Origin of the sequence: Streptomyces sp. AP-93, assembly GCF_022808175.1 — a bacterium.
GTDB lineage: Bacteria > Actinomycetota > Actinomycetes > Streptomycetales > Streptomycetaceae > Streptomyces.
On sequence record NZ_JALGBX010000010.1, the window covers coordinates 146915 to 163573 of the forward strand.

The 16659-nt window shown below is 72.5% G+C and carries 19 protein-coding genes; 12 read left to right on the top strand and 7 right to left on the bottom strand.

Annotated features, from left to right (window positions below; all coding sequences use genetic code 11):
* Window positions 1-23 precede the first annotated feature (23 nt).
* Both dapE and MTF69_RS18510 read left to right on the top strand, forming a co-directional pair.
* Window positions 24-1103, top strand: a complete 1080-nt coding sequence (gene dapE / locus MTF69_RS18505) for a succinyl-diaminopimelate desuccinylase (RefSeq protein ID WP_243335927.1) — start codon at window positions 24-26, stop codon at window positions 1101-1103.
* 64 nt (window positions 1104-1167) lie between these two features.
* On the top strand, window positions 1168-1926 hold the full coding sequence (locus MTF69_RS18510; RefSeq protein WP_243335936.1) for a TIGR00730 family Rossman fold protein: 759 nt from the start codon (window positions 1168-1170) through the stop codon (window positions 1924-1926).
* A 259-nt stretch (window positions 1927-2185) separates the two neighbouring features.
* On the opposite strand, the gene folP is transcribed toward MTF69_RS18510, so the two are convergent.
* On the bottom strand, window positions 2186-3046 hold the full coding sequence (gene folP / locus MTF69_RS18515; protein WP_243335938.1) for a dihydropteroate synthase: 861 nt from the start codon (window positions 3044-3046) through the stop codon (window positions 2186-2188).
* 76 nt (window positions 3047-3122) lie between these two features.
* On the opposite strand from folP, the gene MTF69_RS18520 reads away from it, so the two are divergent.
* Window positions 3123-3476 (top strand): DivIVA domain-containing protein, encoded by a 354-nt coding sequence (locus MTF69_RS18520; RefSeq protein WP_243335940.1) that lies wholly within the window; start codon window positions 3123-3125, stop codon window positions 3474-3476.
* A complete protein-coding gene (locus MTF69_RS18525; RefSeq protein WP_308401422.1) occupies window positions 3473-4048 on the top strand; it encodes a DNA-3-methyladenine glycosylase I in 576 nt (191 codons plus the stop codon). The genes MTF69_RS18520 and MTF69_RS18525 overlap by 4 nt, the downstream gene beginning before the upstream one ends.
* A 266-nt stretch (window positions 4049-4314) precedes the next feature.
* Here MTF69_RS18525 and MTF69_RS18530 read toward each other — a convergent pair whose 3' ends face one another.
* Window positions 4315-5118: an enoyl-CoA hydratase/isomerase family protein gene (locus tag MTF69_RS18530; protein WP_243335942.1), complete on the bottom strand. Its 804-nt coding sequence runs from the start codon at window positions 5116-5118 to the stop codon at window positions 4315-4317.
* Between the two features lie 331 nt (window positions 5119-5449).
* Between MTF69_RS18530 and MTF69_RS18535 the strand changes: the two genes are divergently transcribed.
* Window positions 5450-5617, top strand: coding sequence for a DUF3117 domain-containing protein (locus tag MTF69_RS18535; protein ID WP_003966491.1), 168 nt, complete (start codon window positions 5450-5452; stop codon window positions 5615-5617).
* A 123-nt stretch (window positions 5618-5740) separates the two neighbouring features.
* Window positions 5741-6358 carry a hypothetical protein gene (locus MTF69_RS18540; RefSeq protein WP_243335944.1) on the top strand — a complete coding sequence of 206 codons (618 nt, stop codon included), beginning with the start codon at window positions 5741-5743 and terminating at the stop codon, window positions 6356-6358.
* Between the two features lie 43 nt (window positions 6359-6401).
* Here the strand turns inward: MTF69_RS18540 and MTF69_RS18545 are convergent, their stop codons facing one another.
* Window positions 6402-7064 (bottom strand): O-methyltransferase, encoded by a 663-nt coding sequence (locus MTF69_RS18545; RefSeq protein WP_243335946.1) that lies wholly within the window; start codon window positions 7062-7064, stop codon window positions 6402-6404.
* A 143-nt stretch (window positions 7065-7207) separates the two neighbouring features.
* On the opposite strand from MTF69_RS18545, the gene sigE reads away from it, so the two are divergent.
* The 5 genes from sigE (at window position 7208) to MTF69_RS18570 (ending at window position 11689) form a co-directional block, all read left to right on the top strand.
* Window positions 7208-7987, top strand: a complete 780-nt coding sequence (gene sigE / locus MTF69_RS18550) for an RNA polymerase sigma factor SigE (RefSeq protein WP_243335949.1) — start codon at window positions 7208-7210, stop codon at window positions 7985-7987.
* Window positions 7984-8685: a zf-HC2 domain-containing protein gene (locus tag MTF69_RS43420; RefSeq protein ID WP_308401423.1), complete on the top strand. Its 702-nt coding sequence runs from the start codon at window positions 7984-7986 to the stop codon at window positions 8683-8685. The genes sigE and MTF69_RS43420 overlap by 4 nt, the downstream gene beginning before the upstream one ends.
* Before the next feature lie 167 nt (window positions 8686-8852).
* The gene (locus MTF69_RS18560; RefSeq protein ID WP_308401424.1) at window positions 8853-10283 is read left to right on the top strand and encodes a trypsin-like peptidase domain-containing protein; all 1431 of its coding nucleotides are present in this window, start codon (window positions 8853-8855) and stop codon (window positions 10281-10283) included.
* A 118-nt stretch (window positions 10284-10401) separates the two neighbouring features.
* A complete protein-coding gene (locus MTF69_RS18565; RefSeq protein ID WP_243336146.1) occupies window positions 10402-10851 on the top strand; it encodes a sec-independent translocase in 450 nt (149 codons plus the stop codon).
* Window positions 10852-10984: 133 nt separating this feature from the next.
* Window positions 10985-11689, top strand: coding sequence for a hypothetical protein (locus MTF69_RS18570; RefSeq protein WP_243335951.1), 705 nt, complete (start codon window positions 10985-10987; stop codon window positions 11687-11689).
* A gap of 98 nt (window positions 11690-11787) precedes the next feature.
* Here the strand turns inward: MTF69_RS18570 and MTF69_RS18575 are convergent, their stop codons facing one another.
* The 3 genes from MTF69_RS18575 to MTF69_RS18585 all read right to left on the bottom strand — a co-directional run bounded on the left by MTF69_RS18575 (window position 11788) and on the right by MTF69_RS18585 (window position 15010).
* Window positions 11788-12903 carry an Mrp/NBP35 family ATP-binding protein gene (locus tag MTF69_RS18575; RefSeq protein ID WP_243336147.1) on the bottom strand — a complete coding sequence of 372 codons (1116 nt, stop codon included), beginning with the start codon at window positions 12901-12903 and terminating at the stop codon, window positions 11788-11790.
* A 96-nt stretch (window positions 12904-12999) separates the two neighbouring features.
* Window positions 13000-13506: a DUF1003 domain-containing protein gene (locus MTF69_RS18580; protein WP_243336148.1), complete on the bottom strand. Its 507-nt coding sequence runs from the start codon at window positions 13504-13506 to the stop codon at window positions 13000-13002.
* A gap of 196 nt (window positions 13507-13702) precedes the next feature.
* Window positions 13703-15010, bottom strand: a complete 1308-nt coding sequence (locus MTF69_RS18585; protein WP_243335953.1) for a magnesium transporter MgtE N-terminal domain-containing protein — start codon at window positions 15008-15010, stop codon at window positions 13703-13705.
* Between the two features lie 256 nt (window positions 15011-15266).
* Between MTF69_RS18585 and MTF69_RS18590 the strand changes: the two genes are divergently transcribed.
* The gene (locus tag MTF69_RS18590) at window positions 15267-16061 is read left to right on the top strand and encodes a hypothetical protein (RefSeq protein ID WP_243335955.1); all 795 of its coding nucleotides are present in this window, start codon (window positions 15267-15269) and stop codon (window positions 16059-16061) included.
* A gap of 70 nt (window positions 16062-16131) precedes the next feature.
* On the opposite strand, the gene MTF69_RS18595 is transcribed toward MTF69_RS18590, so the two are convergent.
* Window positions 16132-16647, bottom strand: coding sequence for a hypothetical protein (locus MTF69_RS18595; protein WP_243335956.1), 516 nt, complete (start codon window positions 16645-16647; stop codon window positions 16132-16134).
* Window positions 16648-16659: the final 12 nt, after the last annotated feature.

The following is a 16659-nucleotide window of genomic DNA, read 5'->3' on the forward strand; positions in this document are numbered from 1 at the left end:
GCCCGGGGCGTTAGGGTCACTCCATGTCCGAATCCGAGCTGGACCTCACCCTGGACGCCGCCGAGCTGACCGCCCGGCTCGTCGACATCCCCTCCGTGAGCGGCGACGAGAAGGTACTCGCCGACCTCGTGGAACACGCCTTGCGCGGCCTGCCGCACCTGACCGTGGACCGCTTCGGCAACAACGTGGTCGCGCGCACGCACCTGGGCCGCGCCGAACGCGTCGTGCTCGCCGGGCACCTCGACACCGTGCCGATCGCAGACAACGTGCCCTCCCGCCTCGACGAGAACGACGTCCTGTGGGGATGCGGCACCACCGACATGAAGTCGGGCGTCGCCGTACAGCTGCGCATCGCGGCCACGGTCCCCGAACCCAACCGGGACCTCACCTTCGTCTTCTACGACCAGGAAGAGGTCGCCGCCGACCTCAACGGCCTCGGCAAGGTCGCAGAAGCCCACCCCGACTGGCTGACCGGCGACTTCGCCGTCCTCCTCGAACCCTCCAACGCCGAGGTCGAGGGCGGCTGCCAGGGCACCCTGCGCGTCCTGCTCCGCACGGCCGGCGAGCGCGCCCACTCCGCGCGCAGCTGGATGGGCTCCAACGCCATCCACGCGGCGAGCCCGATCCTGGCCAAGCTGGCGGCGTACGAGCCCCGCAAGCCCGTGATCGACGGCCTGGAGTACCACGAGGGCCTCAACGCGGTCCGCATCGAGGGCGGCGTCGCCAACAACGTCATCCCGCACGCGTGCACGGTCACGGTCAACTTCCGCTTCGCTCCCGACCGGACCACGGACGAGGCGATCGCCCACGTCCGCGAGGTCTTCGCGGACTGCGACATCGACGAGTTCGTCATCGACGACCTCTCGCCCGGCGCCCTCCCCGGCCTCTCCCACCCGGCCGCCGCCGCCTTCATGGAGGCCGTCGGAGGACAAGCCATGCCGAAGTTCGGCTGGACGGACGTCTCCCGCTTCAGCGCCCTGGGCGTCCCGGCGGTCAACTACGGCCCGGGCGACGCCCTGCTGGCCCACAAGGCCGACGAGCGCGTGGAGACGAAGGCGATCCTCCACTGCGAGGAACGACTCCGCGCCTGGCTGACCTCCTGAATTCCGCTTCTCGTCACCTTTGTGCGCCTAACCTGATCCAACGATCAGCAGGAGGGAGCACATCATGGGCAACCCTGAAGGGTCCGCTCGTCGTCGGCCCGAGGAGCAGCAGCTCGGGCCGGTGCTGAGGAGGCGGGGCCAGGTGCAGGCCGGCAGTACGACGGACCAGCGGCTGCTGGATACGGCCGGGCCCTCCGAGTGGGTGCACACCGATCCGTGGCGGGTCCTGCGCATCCAGTCGGAGTTCATCGAGGGCTTCGGCACGCTGGCGGAGCTGCCGCCGGCGATCAGCGTGTTCGGCTCCGCCCGGACTCCGGCGGGCTCGCCGGAGTACGAGGCGGGCGTGCGGATCGGCGGCGCGCTCGTGGAGGCCGGCTTCGCGGTGATCACGGGCGGCGGTCCGGGCGCGATGGAGGCGGCCAACAAGGGCGCGCGGGAGGCCAACGGCATCTCGGTGGGCCTGGGCATCGAGCTCCCCTTCGAGCAGGGGCTCAACCAGCACGTCGACCTCGGGCTGAACTTCCGTTACTTCTTCGTCCGCAAGACGATGTTCGTGAAGTACAGCCAGGGCTTCGTGGTCCTGCCGGGCGGGCTCGGCACCCTCGACGAGATGTTCGAGGCCCTGACCCTGGTCCAGACGCAGAAGATCACCCGCTTCCCGATCGTGCTGTTCGGCACGGAGTACTGGAGCGGGCTCATCGACTGGCTGAAGAACACGGTCATCGCGCAGGGCAAGGCCTCGGAGAAGGACCTCTACCTCTTCCACGTCACCGACGACGTGGACGAGGCGATCGCGCTCGTGACGAAGGAAGTCGGCAGGTAGCAGACCCCGCCGGAGGCCGCACGGGCCTCCGGCGGGCCGGGCCGGTCCGTGTTGCCTCAGGCGGGCCGGGCCGGGCCGGGCCGGTCCGTGTTGCCTCAGGCCAGCCCCCGGCGGGCGACCGCAGGGGGTCGGTGGCCTTGGATCGAGCGGACCATGTCGAGGAGCTCCTTCTTCACGCCGCTCTCGCGCTCGGTTCGGCGCCGGGGCGCCTTACCGGCTTCGAGCGGCTGCGTCGGCCTCCGGCCGTCGGGGTGTGGGCTCAGGCGAGGCCCCGGCGGGCGACTGCCGGGGGTCGGTGGCCCTGGATCGAGCGGACCATGTCGAGGATCTGCTTGGTTTCCGCGACCTCGTGGACGCGGTAGACCTGGGCGCCCAGCCAGGCCGAGACGGCCGTCGTGGCCAAGGTGCCCAGGAGGCGTTCCTTCACGGGCTTGTCCAGGGTCTCGCCGACGAAGTCCTTGTTGGAGAGGGAGACCAGGACCGGCCAGCCCGTCTCCGTCATCTCGGAGAGACGGCGGGTGGCCTCCAGTGAGTGGCGGGTGTTCTTCCCGAAATCGTGGCCCGGGTCGATCATGATCGACTCGCGGGGGACACCCAGGGCCGCCGCACGCTCGGCCAGGCCGACCGTGACGCGGAGGATGTCGGCCATCACGTCCTCGTACTCGGTCCGGTGCGGCCGGGTCCGCGGCTCGACCCCTCCCGCGTGGGTGCAGACGATGCCCGCCCCGTGGCGCGCGGCGACCTCCGCGAGCTTCGGGTCCACCCCGCCCCACGCGTCGTTCAGCAGGTCGGCCCCGGCCTCGCAGACCGCCTCGCCGACCTCGTGCCGCCAGGTGTCGACGCTGATCACCACGTCGGGGTGGCGGCGCCGGACCTCGGCGACGAAGCCCACCGTGCGCCGGGCCTCCTCCGCCGCGTCCACGTGCTCGCCGGGACCGGCCTTCACCCCGCCGATGTCGATGATCGCGGCGCCCTCGGCCACCGCCTGCTCGACCCGGTCCAGGGCCGGCTCGTCGCGGAAGGTCGCTCCCTGGTCGTAGAAGGAGTCAGGGGTCCGGTTCACGATGGCCATGATCACCGGCTCGTGGTCGTCGAACTCGCGCCTGCCCAGTCGCAGCATCCTGCTCTTTCCTCCTTCGGCGACCCTTGCGCCTCGCCAGCGACCTTAACCTGGTGGCCGGAGTCTCTCAGGGGAGTTGATCGTGTTCGCGTTCTTGCTCATCGCGCTGGTCGTGGTCGTCGCCGGAGTCACCCTCGCGGTGGCGGGCGGGGGGGCCGAGGCCGTGCTGCCGGAGGCCGAGCCCGACCGGCTGTCCGACGCCCTGCCGGAGAACCGTCCCGTCGTACGGGCGGACATCGACGAGCTGCGCCTGCCCGTGGCCCCGCGCGGCTACCGGATGGCCGACGTGGACGACGTACTGGAGCGGCTGGCGGCGGAGCTGGCGGAGCGCGACGCGCGGATCGCCGAGCTCACCGCCGCGGCCGCGCCGGCGCCCGCGGCCGGGCCGGCCGACGGCTCAGTGGACCTGACCAAGGCCGCCGACCAGTGAGCGGAGTGCTCGCCGGACCCGACGGGGGCCTGCGGTGCCCCTGGGGGCTGTCCACCGAGGACTACATCGCGTACCACGACACGGAGTGGGGACGTCCGGTCCACGGGGACGACGCGCTGTACGAGCGGCTGTGCCTGGAGGCCTTCCAGTCGGGGCTGTCCTGGCTGACGATCCTGCGCCGCCGCGAGGGGTTCCGGGCGGCCTTCGCGGGCTTCGAGATCGCCAAGGTCGCGGAGTTCGGCGCGGCGGACGCGGAACGGCTCCTCGCCGACGAGGGGATCATCCGGAACCGGGCCAAGATCGAGGCGACCCTCGCCAACGCCAAGACCCTGGCCGGGTGGGGCGAGGGCGAACTGGACACCCTGATCTGGTCCCACGCCCCGGCGCCAGGGCGGGCCCCGAAGAGCACCACCGAGATCCCGGCGGTGACCCCGGAGTCCACGGCCCTGGCCAAAGCCCTGAAGAAGGCGGGCATCCGCTTCGTGGGCCCCACGACGGCCTACGCCCTGATGCAGGCCTGCGGCCTGGTCAACGACCACCTGGCCCGCTGCGTGGCCCGCGACCTGAGTTGACCTGCGGGGCGAGGTCCCCTACCCGCCCTTCCACCGTTCCCCGGGCTCTGCCCGGACCCGGTCCTCAAACGCCGGACGGGCTGGATTTGCCGCTGCGCGGCAAAATTTCAGCCTCGCCGGCGTTTGAGGCGCGGGGTCTGGGGCGGAGCCCCAGGGGGTCCGGGGCGGAGCCCCAGGGGGTCCGGGGCGCAGCCCCGGGGAACGGGCGAAGGGCGGGTAGGGGACCTCGCCCCGCGCAGCGGCACCCGCACCGCCCGGCGGAGCCGCTAGCGGCCCACGTATCGCGGAGCCTCCTTCGCGAGGAAGGCCGCGACAGCGATCCCGTGGTCCTCGGAGGCCCCCGCACGACCCTGGAGCACGTCCTCGTGGTCCAGCGCGTCGGACAGCGACCGCGAGGCCCCGTACGCCAGGGACTCCTTCAGGGCCGCGTAGGCGACCGTCGGGCCCTGCGCGAGCCGCCGGGCCACGGCCAGCGCCTCGGCCGCCAGCTCGTCCGAGGGGACCACGCGGTTCGCGATGCCGAGTTCCAGTGCCTCCTGGGCCTTCACGGACCGCGGGAAGAGCAGCAGGTCGGAGGCGCGCGAGCCGCCGATCAGGCGGGGCAGGGTCCAGGAGACGCCCGAGTCGGCGGTCAGGGCGACCCCCGCGAAGGAGGTGTTGAAGGAGGCGGTGTCCGCGACCACGCGGAAGTCCGCCGCCAGGGCGAAGCCGAAGCCCGCGCCCGCCGCGACGCCGTTCACGCCCGCGACCACCGGCTTCGGCATCTCCGTCAGCGCCCGGACGATCGGGTTGTAGTGCTCCGCCACGGTGTTCATGGTCAGCGAGGAGCCGTGCTCGCGGTCGGCCGCCAGGAACCCGACGTGCTCCTTGAGGTCCTGGCCCACGCAGAACGCCCGGTTGCCGGCCGCGGTGAGCAGGACCGCCCGTACCGCCGGATCCGCGGCCGCCGCCCGGGCCGCGTCGCGCAGGGCGACCTTGGCCTCGGTGTTCATGGCGTTCATGGCCTCGGGACGGTTGATCGTGATGGTTGCGAGTCCGTCGGTCACTTCGTAGAGCACGCTGTCGGCCATGGCGGGGGTCCCCCTTCGTCGCGGGCTGGCTACCGGCCGGTACCGGCCGGTGCAAGGGTCAGCATGGCGGACCGGACCGGGGTCGGACATGTGATGTGCGTCAAATAAACGGAAGGGCAGACTCGTGGCGCGGCGGCGAAGTATCGCAGGCGGGTCCCCGAAATGAGTGGTTTTGGTCAAGCGCGTTGCACAAGCGTTCCCAGCCGATGTTGGTCATCGGGTCCTGACATGCGGGATAATGGCCTGGAAGCAATGTGTTCGATGCCGGGTACTAGGCGCCTGAATGGGGCCGTCGGCTGACGATGAACTGGTTTCAGGAAGGGGAACGAGCATGGCGGCCATGAAGCCGCGGACGGGCGACGGCCCGCTCGAGGTCACCAAGGAGGGGCGGGGCATCGTCATGCGCGTACCGCTCGAGGGCGGCGGTCGGCTCGTCGTCGAGCTGACTCCGGACGAGGCGGACGCCCTGGGTGACGCCCTGAAGAAGGTCGTCGGCTGATCCCCCAAGGACGCTGACAGTACTTTCGCTGTTCTCTGCACTGCCCCGGCCGCGCTATGCGGTCGGGGCAGTGTTGTGTCCCCGTGGCCCGTGGCCCGTGGCCGTGATCGCTGGAGCCGTGCCGTGACCTTCTCCCCGCCCGCGCCGCCCGCCTTCGCCGACTGCACGCCCCGCCAGAAGGCGGCCCGGGCCCTCACGGAGGTCCTGGCGCCGGCGAACCTGGTGGTGGCCCAGCTCCTGCTGATCGGCTGGCACAGCACCGGGTCGTGGTCCGGTCTCGGCTGGGGCCTGCTCGGGGCCCTGTTCTGCGGGGTGGTCCCGATCGGCATCGTCCTGCTCGGGGTCCGGCGCGGGGCGCTGACCGACCAGCACATCCGGATACGGCGCCAGCGGGTCGTCCCGATGGGGCTGAGCCTGGGCTCGGTCGTCGCCGGGATCGCCCTCCTGCACGGGCTCGGCGCCCCGGCCGACGTCCTCGCGCTCGTCGTCGCGATGCTCGCCGGCCTCGTCTCCTCGCTGCTGGTGACGGTCGGCTGGCAGATATCCATCCACATGTCGGTGGCCGGCGGCACCGTGATGATCCTGCTGCTGGTCTTCGGCCCGGCGCTGCTTCCCGCGGTGCTGATCGCCGCCGGCGCGGGATGGTCCCGGCTGGTCCTGAAGGCGCACACCCCGGTGCAGCTCCTCGCCGGAACCGTGCTGGGCGGTACGGCCGCGCTGACCTTCGCGCTGCTGCGCTGACCGGCTGCTGCGCCGACCCGCCGACCCGCTGACCCGCGTGGGCTCAGCGCCGGACCGCGCACAGCAGGCCGTCGCCCACCGGGAGCAGGGCGGCCTCCAGGGCCGGGCTCTCGCGGACGCTGCGCAGCAGCTCGCGGACGCGGAGCACCTCCACGGGCTGGGCCGCGGAGTCGACCGTACGGCCGTCGGAGAAGACTCCCTCGAAGCAGACCAGGCCGCCGGGGCGGAGCAGGCGCAACGATTCAGCGAGGTAGTCGAGGGACTCGGACGGGTCCCCGTCGCAGAAGACGAGGTCGTATCCGCCGTCGGCCAGCCGGGGCAGTACGTCCAGGGCGCGGCCCGGGATGAAGCGGGCGCGGTTGCCCGCGAAGCCGGCGGCACGGAAGGCCTGGCGGGCGAAGGCCTGCCGGTCCGCTTCGGGATCCACCGTGGTCAGGACCCCGTCGGCGCGCATTCCGTGCAGGAGGTGGATGCCGGACACGCCGGTTCCGGTGCCGATCTCGGCGACCGCTTTCGCGTCGGCCGTGGCGGCGAGCAGGCGCAGCGCGGCCCCGGTGCCGGGGGAGACGGAACGGAGTCCCGCTTCCCTGGACCGGTCGCGGGCCCATCGCAGAGCGTCGTCTTCGGCGACAAACGCGTCGGCGAACGCCCAGCTCGTCTGCCGGTTGCCGGTAATGACCCTCTCCTGTCCCCATAGTTGGCGCAACGGTGACTGTATCCGCTGGAGTCGGGAACCCGCAGATGGGACCGGGCGTTGAGAGCAGTAGAGACGCAAGAGCGGCCTGGGACCCGGAGCCCGTGCAAAGTTACTGCAAAAAAGCTTATCCAGAGCTGACGGGAGGGGTGGTTATGGTAGGGATTCCGCTGGACACCACCAGAGCCGACAGGGGAGGTGCGGCTGCGCCTGTGGATCGTGGGGGTGTCCTCCGACGCCTCTTCTGGTCGGCCGGTGAGCCGAAATCCGTGACCAACATTGCTGACCGTTTCCGCACCGTAGACACCGCAACCACCGCGACCTTCGCCGCCGATGCGGGCTCCCAGGCGTGGACGCCTCCCTCGTGGGAGGAGATCGTCAGCACCCACAGCGCGCGGGTCTACCGCCTCGCCTACAGGCTGACGGGCAACCAGCATGACGCCGAGGACCTGACGCAGGAAGTCTTCGTCCGCGTCTTCCGCTCGCTGTCCACGTACACGCCCGGCACCTTCGAGGGCTGGCTGCACCGGATCACCACGAACCTCTTCCTGGACATGGTCCGCCGCAAGCAGCGGATCCGCTTCGACGCCCTCGCCGACGACGCCGCCGAGCGGCTGCCGAGCCGTGAGCCGTCCCCGCAGCAGGTCCTGCACGACACCCACTTCGACGCGGACGTGCAGCAGGCGCTGGACACCCTCGCGCCCGAGTTCCGCGCGGCCGTCGTGCTCTGCGACATCGAGGGCCTGTCGTACGAGGAGATCGCCGCCACGCTCGGCGTGAAGCTCGGCACCGTGCGCAGCCGTATCCACCGGGGCCGTTCGCACCTGCGCAAGGCGCTCAAGCACCGGTCTCCCGAGGCCCGTGCCGAGCAGCGCGCGCTGGCCGGTGTGGCGGTGGGCGCGCCCGGCGCCGGGGGAGAGGGCGGAGCCGAGTGAGTGGGATCAGTCCGTCCCCGTCGCCTGCCGAACAGGCTTTCTCCGCCGAACAGGCTTCCTCTGCCGAACAGCATTTGGGCGACCGGCTCGCCGCCCTCGTGGACGGGGAGTTGGGCCACGACGCGCGCGAGCGGGTGCTGGCGCACCTGGCGACGTGTCCCAAGTGCAAGGCCGAGGCCGATGCGCAGCGGCGCCTGAAGACCATGTTCGTGGAGAGCGCGGCGCCTGCGCTGTCGGCCGGGCTCCTGGCGCGGTTGCAGGGGCTGCCGGGAGGCGGCTCCGAGGGCCCCTCAGGGCCGTCCGGCCCCTTCGGCCCGTCGGCGGGAGCCGACCCCTTCGCGTCCTTCGGCTACGCGCCGCCCGCGGCCGCCGCCGCGCCGCAGCAACAGGGCTTCCGGATACACGAAGTGGGCCGCCAGCGGCGCCGCCTCGGGTTCGTTGCCGCCGGAGCGGTGTCGCTCGCCGCGATCGCGCTGGGCGGCTCGCTGCCGATGGAAGCGGTCGAGCCCAATGCCCGGGGCGAGGCCCCGGCCGCGCGCACGGGACCGGTGGTCCCGATGGTCGACGCGGTGGTCCGGGAGAAGCGGATGACGAAGCCGGGCACCGTCCCGACGCTCCGCCCGGTCACCCCCCTCGCGGCCTCCCCCACGCCCTCCCGCCCGACCACCTCCGCACGCCCTGTGTCGCTGTACCGATAGCCGTCTGGTCCCTGTACCGATAGCCGTCGGGGCCGGGCCAGGGGTGTCCTCCTCCTCCCGCCTGTCCGGACCGCCGGGGCGGGCGGTCCGGACGACCTGGTTGAATCTCCGCCAGATGCGCCGCCCCGGGCGGCCGGCGGAGACCGACAGGTAGGCGGGGAGCGCCCATGTCCGACAGCCAGCAGACCGATCCGGCGGCGGATCCGGTCCCCGACCCCCTGCCCCGGTGGTGGAGCCGCCCCGCCGATCCCGTCGGCGCGTACGAGGCGTTCGTACCGCCCCCGCGGGCCGAGTCGCCCGCGGACGGGGGCCCGGTGACCGCTCCGGCCCCCGCCCCCGCCCCGGTCCCCCAGTGGTGGAGCCGGCCCGCGCAGCCCGTGGCCGCGCACGAGGGATCCGTACCGCCCCCGCCGACCACGCCGGAGGCGGACGCGGCGCCGCGGTACGACCCGTGGGACGTGCGGCCGCTCCAGGCGGTGGACCACGGCCGGGCGGGCTCCCGCCGGCTCCGGCTGCGCCAGGGCATCGTCCTCGGTGTCGGGACCGCCCTCCTGGCCGGAGGCATCGGCGGCTACGCCGGGGTCCTCGCCGAGCGGCAGGCCGCCACCCGCCTCGAACTCCCGCAGGCGGCCCCGGCCGACCGCGGCCGGGCTCCCGACAGCGTCGCCGGGATCGCCGCCACCGCGCTGCCCGGTGTGGTCACCCTGCACGTCAGCGGCGCGGAGAGCAGTTCGACCGGCACCGGCTTCGTCCTCGACGGGCAGGGCCACATCCTCACCAACCACCACGTGGTCAACGGGGCCCGGACCATAACGGTCACCTTCAGCACCGGCGAGAGCGTCCCCGCCGAGCTGGTCGGCGGCGACACCGGATACGACCTGGCCGTCGTCAAGGTCGACGGGGTACGGGGCCTGCGGCCGCTCGCGCTCGGCAACTCCGAGAACGTCGAGGTCGGCGACCCGGTGGTGGCCATCGGGGCCCCCTTCGACCTGTCCAACACCGTCACCGCCGGCATCATCAGCGCCACCGGCCGCCCCATCACCGCGGGCGGCGACAAGGGCGACGGCAGCGACGTCAGCTACGTCGACGCCCTCCAGACCGACGCCCCCATCAACCCGGGCAACTCCGGCGGACCGCTCCTCGACGCCAAGGCCCAGGTCATCGGCATCAACAGCGCCATCCGCGGAGGCGACGGCAAGGACAGCTCCGGACAGCAGCGCGGCAGCATCGGCCTCGGCTTCGCCATCCCGGTGAACCAGGGCAAGCGCGTCGCCGAGGAGCTGATCCGCACCGGCCGCGCCACCCACCCCGTCATCGGCGTCACCCTGGACATGGACTACTCCGGCGACGGGGCCCGGGTGGGGGAGAAGGGCGAGAACGGGACGTCGGCCGTCACCGTGGGCGGGCCCGGAGCCCGCGCGGGCATCAGGCCGGGCGACGTGATCACCAAGGTCGACGGGGTACGGGTGCACGGCGGCGACGAGCTCGTGATCAAGATCCGCGCCCACCGGCCGGGCGACCGGCTCACCCTGACCGTGCTGCGCGAGGGCCGGGAGCGCACGCTGGAGGTGGTCCTCGGATCGGCGAACGGATCATGACGGGCGGGTGAATGCCGAACCCGTCCCGTAGTCAGCCGGTCCTGGTGTATTGGCCTCGGGACCGGGCCGGGTACCGTGTGACAGGCCTGACGTGAAGAGAGCCGAGGAGCGGGGCAAGGTGTTCAACGACATAGGCGCACTCGAGCTGGTCACGATCGTGGTGCTCGCGATTCTCATCTTCGGCCCGGACAAGCTGCCCAAGGTCATCCAGGACGTCACGGGCGTCATCCGGAAGATCCGCGCGTTCTCCGACAGCGCGAAGCAGGACATCCGCTCCGAGCTCGGCCCGGAATTCAAGGACTTCGAGTTCGAGGACCTGAACCCGAAGAACTTCATCCGCAAGCAGCTGACCGAGAACGAGGACCTCAAGGAGATCCGGAGCAGCTTCGATCTCCGCAAGGAGCTGACCGACGTCACCGACGCGGTCAACGGCAAGGAATCCGACGCGGCCGAGGCCGCCGCCGGCGCCCTCCCCGCCGCCGCGCCGGGCACCGGCCCGGACATGGTCAAGAAGCCCGCGCCCCCGGCGCAGGAGCAGCGCTCCCGCTACGACGCCGACGCGACCTGACGCCACCGGGGACCACGCGCGAGCCCGCCTGCCCGGCGAACCGCGGTCGGATGGCTATCCTCCTTGAGTCCGGATCCAGGACGCCCGAGGGGGGTGGGCCGTTCCGGAGCCCACGGAACGAGAGGCCGCATCGATGGAGACGACGAGCAGTAGCCGGGTAGGCACGCAGCCTGCCGAGGCTCAGACGCCCGCACCCCAGGACCCTCCGCAGTCCCTGGACGCGGCCGCCCCGCCCGTCCCTGCCGCCCGCCGGGCGGCCGAGGGGTACCTGCGGGCCGACTTCCCCTGGTACGGGCTGGACGGGGCCTTCACCGGCCCCCGCTGGCTGATGCAGGTCGCCGCCGGCGCCGACGGCAGCGTGGAGCACGGCTCGACCGGTCACGGGGACGAGCCGTCCGCCCGCGGCGAGATCGCCACCGGGGAGAAGGAGCGCTTCGCGGTGGTCGTCACCGTGGCCAGCAACCCGCTGCGCCGCACCGCCGACGGCACCGGCGTCCTGGAGGCCACCTCGGTCTCCTCGGCGGCCTGGCTGGCCGGCTCGGGGCTGCTGGCCTACAGCTGGCCGGGGCAGATGGACCACAGCCTGCGCGACGACTGGCTCGACCAGCAGACCGAGGCCGCGTGGGAACTCGCGGACGACCTCGCGGGGCCGGACTGGTCGACGCTGTCGCTGCCGGTGGACGGGGAGCCGACGCCGTTCCACTACCGCGAGTCGGAGTTCGGGTGGGTCCTGGCGGGTTCCACCGGGAGCGGGGTGCACTTGGGTGCGTACGGCCGCGGGATGAGCGCGTACGGGCTCGGCTTCTCGGTGATCGGGGACCTGGCGGCGTACGAGTAGGACGCACGAAGTGCGCGCAGGACGCGCAAAAAGGGGGGCCCGGCGATGGAATTCCATCGCCGGGCCCCCCTTTTTGCGCGTGTCAGATACTTCGCGCGTCAGAACTTGTTGCGCGGGGTGATGCCCAGGGACATGCCCGCCAGGCCGCGGGCGCGGCCGCCGAGCTTGCCCGCGATGGCGCGCAGGGCCGCGCCGGCGGGGGAGTCGGGGTCGGACAGGACGACCGGGGTGCCGTCGTCGCCGCCCTCGCGCAGGCGGACGTCGATCGGGATCGAGCCCAGCACCGGCACCGCCGCGCCGACCGTCTTGGTCAGGCCGTCGGCGACCCTCTGGCCACCGCCCGAGCCGAACACGTCGACCATCTCGTCGCAGTGCGGGCACGGCAGCCCGGACATGTTCTCGACGACGCCGACGATCTTCTGGTGGGTCTGCACGGCGATCGAGCCGGCCCGCTCCGCGACCTCGGCCGCCGCCTGCTGCGGGGTGGTCACGACGAGGATCTCGGCGTTCGGCACGAGCTGGGCCACGGAGATCGCGATGTCGCCCGTACCCGGCGGCAGGTCGAGCAGCAGGACGTCCAGGTCGCCCCAGAACACGTCGGCCAGGAACTGCTGGAGGGCCCGGTGCAGCATCGGACCGCGCCACACCACGGGCGCGTTGCCCGGGGTGAACATGCCGATGGAGATGACCTTCACGCCGTGCGCCGACGGCGGCATGATCATGTTCTCGACCTGGGTGGGGCGGCCCTCCACGCCGAGCATGCGCGGCACGCTGTGGCCGTAGATGTCGGCGTCGACGACGCCGACCTTCAGGCCGTCGGCCGCCATCGCCGCCGCCAGGTTCACGGTGACCGAGGACTTGCCGACGCCGCCCTTGCCGGAGGCGACCGCGTAGACGCGGGTCAGCGAGCCGGGCTGGGCGAAGGGGACCTCGCGCTCGGCGGTGCCGCCGCGCAGGGTCGCCGCGAGGTCCTTGCGCTGCTCGTCGCTCATCACGTCCAGCGTGACGGCGACAGAGGTGACGCCGGGGACCCGCTGCACGGCCTCGGTGACCAGGTTGGTGATGGTCTCGCGCATCGGACAGCCCGACACGGTCAGGTACACGGTGACGGCGACCTCGCCGCCGTCACCGATCTCCACCGATTTGACCATGCCGAGCTCGGTGATCGGCCGGTGGATCTCGGGGTCGTTCACCGTCGCCAGCGCGTCCAGGATCGCGTCCTGCTCGGGCACGGCGGCGGCGTCGGCGGAGCTTGTCTCGGTAGCCATGCCCCGATGGTACGGCGCGGTGGCGGGCCTCAGGAAAGCCCGCTAGCGGTCACCTTCGTCACTCTCGAGCGGGAATAGCCGCCGTTCGTCCATCTCCTTGATCAGATCCTGGAACTCGGACCGGATCCAGTCGCGCGTGGCGACCTCTCCCAGACCCATCCGCAGGGCCGCGATCTCCCGGGTCAGATACTCGGTGTCGGCCAGCGAGCGTTCGTTCTGCTTGCGGTCCTGCTCCAGGTTGACCCGGTCCCGGTCGTCCTGGCGGTTCTGCGCCAGCAGGATCAGCGGAGCCGCGTAGGAGGCCTGGAGCGACAGCATCAGGGTCAGGAAGATGAAGGGGTACTCGTCCCAGCGCAGGTCGGCCGGGGCGAAGATGTTCCACAGCACCCAGATGATGATGACGACGGTCATCCAGACGATGAACCGGCCCGTCCCGAGGAACCGCGCGACCCGCTCCGAGAGCCGCCCGAAGGCCTCCGGGTCGTATTCGGGCAGCAGCCGCCGGCGGGCCGGGCGCGGCAGGTCGAGCCGCGCGCGCGAGCGCGTCAGCGCGCTCGCCCCGCTCGACTGACTGGCCTTCGCCCGCTCGCCGCGCTCGAAAGAGGAACGTTCCGCCCGCTCCGCGGCCGCTTCCGCGAGCCCGTACTCGCGCGCCTGGGCCCGCGCGCGCTCGCGCCGCTCCCGGCTCTGCTCCCGGCGCCGCTCGCGCCGCGGCTCCCGGTCCGGCTGCTCGCCGCGCCCCCGCTCAGTTCCCACGTAGGGCCCCTTCCGCACGCTCGGAATCCTCGGGACCCCCGGAACCCTCCGCATGGAAGTCCGTCTCCCGCCAGTCGTCCGGCAGCAGGTGGTCCAGTACGTCGTCGACGGTGACCGCGCCCAGCAGCGAGCCGCTCTCGTCGACGACCGGGACCGCGACCATGTTGTACGCGGCCAGGTAGCTGGTCACCACCGGCAGCGAGGCGTCCGGCCGCAGCGGCGCCAGCCCGGTGTCCACGATCGAGCTGACCAGGGTGAACGGCGGATCGCGCAGCAGCCGCTGGAAGTGCACCGTGCCCAGGTACTTGCCCGTCGGCGTCTCGTCCGGCGGCCGGCACACGTACACCTGCGCCGCCAGCGCCGGCGACAGGTCCGACTGCCGTACGCGGGCCAGCGCGTCGGCGACCGTCGCGTCGGGCCGCAGCACGATCGGCTCCGTGGTCATCAGACCGCCCGCGGTGTTCTCCTCGTACGACAGCAGGCGCCGCACGTCGGCGGCGTCGTCCGGCCGCATCAGCGTCAGCAGCCGCTCCTTGTCGTCCTCCGGCAGCTCCGAGAGCAGGTCGGCCGCGTCGTCCGGGTCCATCGCCTCCAGGACGTCGGCCGCGCGCTCCTCCTTCAGCTTCCCGAGGATCTCCACCTGCTCGTCCTCGGGCAGCTCCTCCATGACGTCCGCGAGCCGGTCGTCGTCCAGCGCGCTCGCCACCTCGGCGCGCCGCTTCGGCGTCAGGTGGTGCAGGACGTTCGCCACGTCCGCGGGGCGCATCTGCTCGAAGGTGGCGACCAGGTTCTCGGCGCCCTGTCCGTGCTCCTCCAGCGAGAAGCCCGTCACCGCCGACCACTCCACGGTCAGGGTCTCGCCGCGCCGCCGCAGCGCACCCGACTTGCCCTTCCGTACGAAGATCCGGTCGATCTCCCAGTCGCGGCGGGCCGGCAGCTGCTGGATGGCCACGTCCAGGACGGTGACCTCCTCGTCGCCCGCGACCAGGCGCACCCGCCGGTCCAGCAGTTCGCCGAGGATCAGCCGCTCGGTGGGGCGCTGCTCGAAGCGCCGCATGTTGACCACACCGGTGGTGATCACCTGGCCCGACTCGACGCCCGTCACCCGGGTCATGGGCAGGAAGATCCGCCGCCGGCTGACCACCTCGACGACCAGTCCGAGCAGCCGGGGCGGCCGGCCGCCGACGCGGAGCATCGCGACGAGGTCGCGTACCCGGCCCACCTGGTCGCCGTTGGGGTCGAAGACGGGCACACCCGACAGATGCGAGACGAAGATCCGTGGGGCGCCTGCCGCCATCCGAGCGCCTCCTACGAGCTGCGTCATCCGTCGATCACCGGTACTGCCGCCCTCAGGTTAGCCCGTACCGCACACAACCTCCTGGTGGGGCCGTCCGCCCGGGCATCCCCCCGGTACCGGCGCGGTGCCCCCGCGGTGCCCCTACGGCCTCCGTACGCGCGTCCCCACGAGCTGCGCACGGGCGCCGCGCGGAGGCCCTCGTACGGGCGGGTACGCTGCCAGCTGCTCGCCGACGCAACGAGAGGGGCACCTGCCCGTGACCGCCTACTTCCCCGCCCTGCGGCTGCGCCGGGCCGCCTTCGTCAGTGCCCTCTGCGCGGGCCTGGCCGTCGTCGGAACGGGGTGCGGGGCGGACCCCGACGAGGGGACGAACGGGGTCGGCAAACTGTCCGCCGACCAGATCGAGGACAAGGCGAAGACGGCCGTCACCGGGGCCCAGTCGGTCCACCTCTCCGGCACGCTGGTCAGCGGCGGCAAGTCCTTCACCCTGGACATGCGGCTCGGCGCGGACGGCGGCTCCGGCGAGGTGAAGTCCCAGGACGACACCACCTTCCAGCTGCTGCGGGTCGGGGAGCAGCTCTACCTCAAGGCGGGCGCCGCGTTCTGGGGCCAGTCCGAGGCGGCCGGCAAGCTCGGCGACAAGTTCGTCAAGGTGCCCGAGGGCGACCCCTCGTACAAGCAGTTCCGCGGGTTCACCGACATGCAGGTCATGCTCGACGGGCTGCTCGGGCTCGACGGGAAGCTCACCAAGGGCGAGGACTACACCAAGGTCGGGCTCACCCGGGCCGTCCAGGTCTCGGCGGACAAGGGCAAGGGCGGCAAACTCTCGGTCTCCCTGGAGGGCACCCCCTACCCGCTCCTCATGGAACGCGCGGGCGGCGCCGGCCGGGTGACCCTCGCGGAATGGGGCGCGCCGGTCGAGCTGACCGCGCCCGCGCCGGACCAGACGGTGGACTACGGTTCCGAGCTGCCCACGACCAAGGAGCAGGAGGGCGGCTCCGGCCAGGGCGCCCCCCAGGGCTCCGGCCAGGGCGCCAACCCGCAGGGCTAGGCGGTCCAGGCGGTCCAGGCGGTCCGGGCAGTCCAGGTCGTCCGGGCCTTCCGGGCCGTCCCGCCGCGGCTCAGCGGGCCGCCTTCTTCTTCCGCTTCAGCAGCAGCTTGGGCAGCCCGGCCGGGATGGGCCGCCGGGTCGTCGCCGGGGAGCCCAGCGGAGCCGCCGCGAGCGAACCCCCGGGGAGGGCGGCCCGGACCGACTCCGGCTCCAGGCGCAGCAGCCGGCACTCCCGCGCCCAGCGTTCGGTCATCTCGGCGGAGTCGGGCGCGTTCAGCCGCTTGCCCTTGAGCTCGGCCACCGCGGCCTCCCACGGCTCGCTGCCGGGCACGAGCTCCCGTACGGTCGCCGTCCACGCGACGAGCCGGCCGCCCTTGTCCTTGCTGCGCACGGTCACCTCGGCCGCCGCCCCGTCCGCGAGCCCCGGGAACGGCTGCTCCCCGGGCCCGTCGCCGAGCACGTGCGCCGCGCCGTCCACCCAGGCGTGCCACAGGCCGCGGTCGGCCCCGGAGCCGCGGACCCAGATGAGGCCGGACTTCTTGGTGGCCTCCTCGACGAGGGCCAGATCGAGCGCGCTGAGAGTCATGCGCACAGGGTA

Bases quoted from the DNA above. Each gene is read 5' to 3' on its own strand.
- MTF69_RS18595 (WP_243335956.1), bottom strand. From the start codon at position 16,647: ATGACTCTCAGCGCGCTCGATCTGGCCCTCGTCGAGGAGGCCACCAAG.
- MTF69_RS18585 (WP_243335953.1), bottom strand. From the start codon at position 15,010: ATGGCGGCAGGCGCCCCACGGATCTTCGTCTCGCATCTGTCGGGTGTG.
- MTF69_RS18570 (WP_243335951.1), top strand. From the start codon at position 10,985: ATGGAGACGACGAGCAGTAGCCGGGTAGGCACGCAGCCTGCCGAGGCT.
- sigE (WP_243335949.1), top strand. From the start codon at position 7,208: ATGGTAGGGATTCCGCTGGACACCACCAGAGCCGACAGGGGAGGTGCG.
- MTF69_RS18535 (WP_003966491.1), top strand. From the start codon at position 5,450: ATGGCGGCCATGAAGCCGCGGACGGGCGACGGCCCGCTCGAGGTCACC.
- MTF69_RS18510 (WP_243335936.1), top strand. From the start codon at position 1,168: ATGGGCAACCCTGAAGGGTCCGCTCGTCGTCGGCCCGAGGAGCAGCAG.
- dapE (WP_243335927.1), top strand. From the start codon at position 24: ATGTCCGAATCCGAGCTGGACCTCACCCTGGACGCCGCCGAGCTGACC.
- folP (WP_243335938.1), bottom strand. From the start codon at position 3,046: ATGCTGCGACTGGGCAGGCGCGAGTTCGACGACCACGAGCCGGTGATC.
- MTF69_RS18530 (WP_243335942.1), bottom strand. From the start codon at position 5,118: ATGGCCGACAGCGTGCTCTACGAAGTGACCGACGGACTCGCAACCATC.
- MTF69_RS18560 (WP_308401424.1), top strand. From the start codon at position 8,853: ATGTCCGACAGCCAGCAGACCGATCCGGCGGCGGATCCGGTCCCCGAC.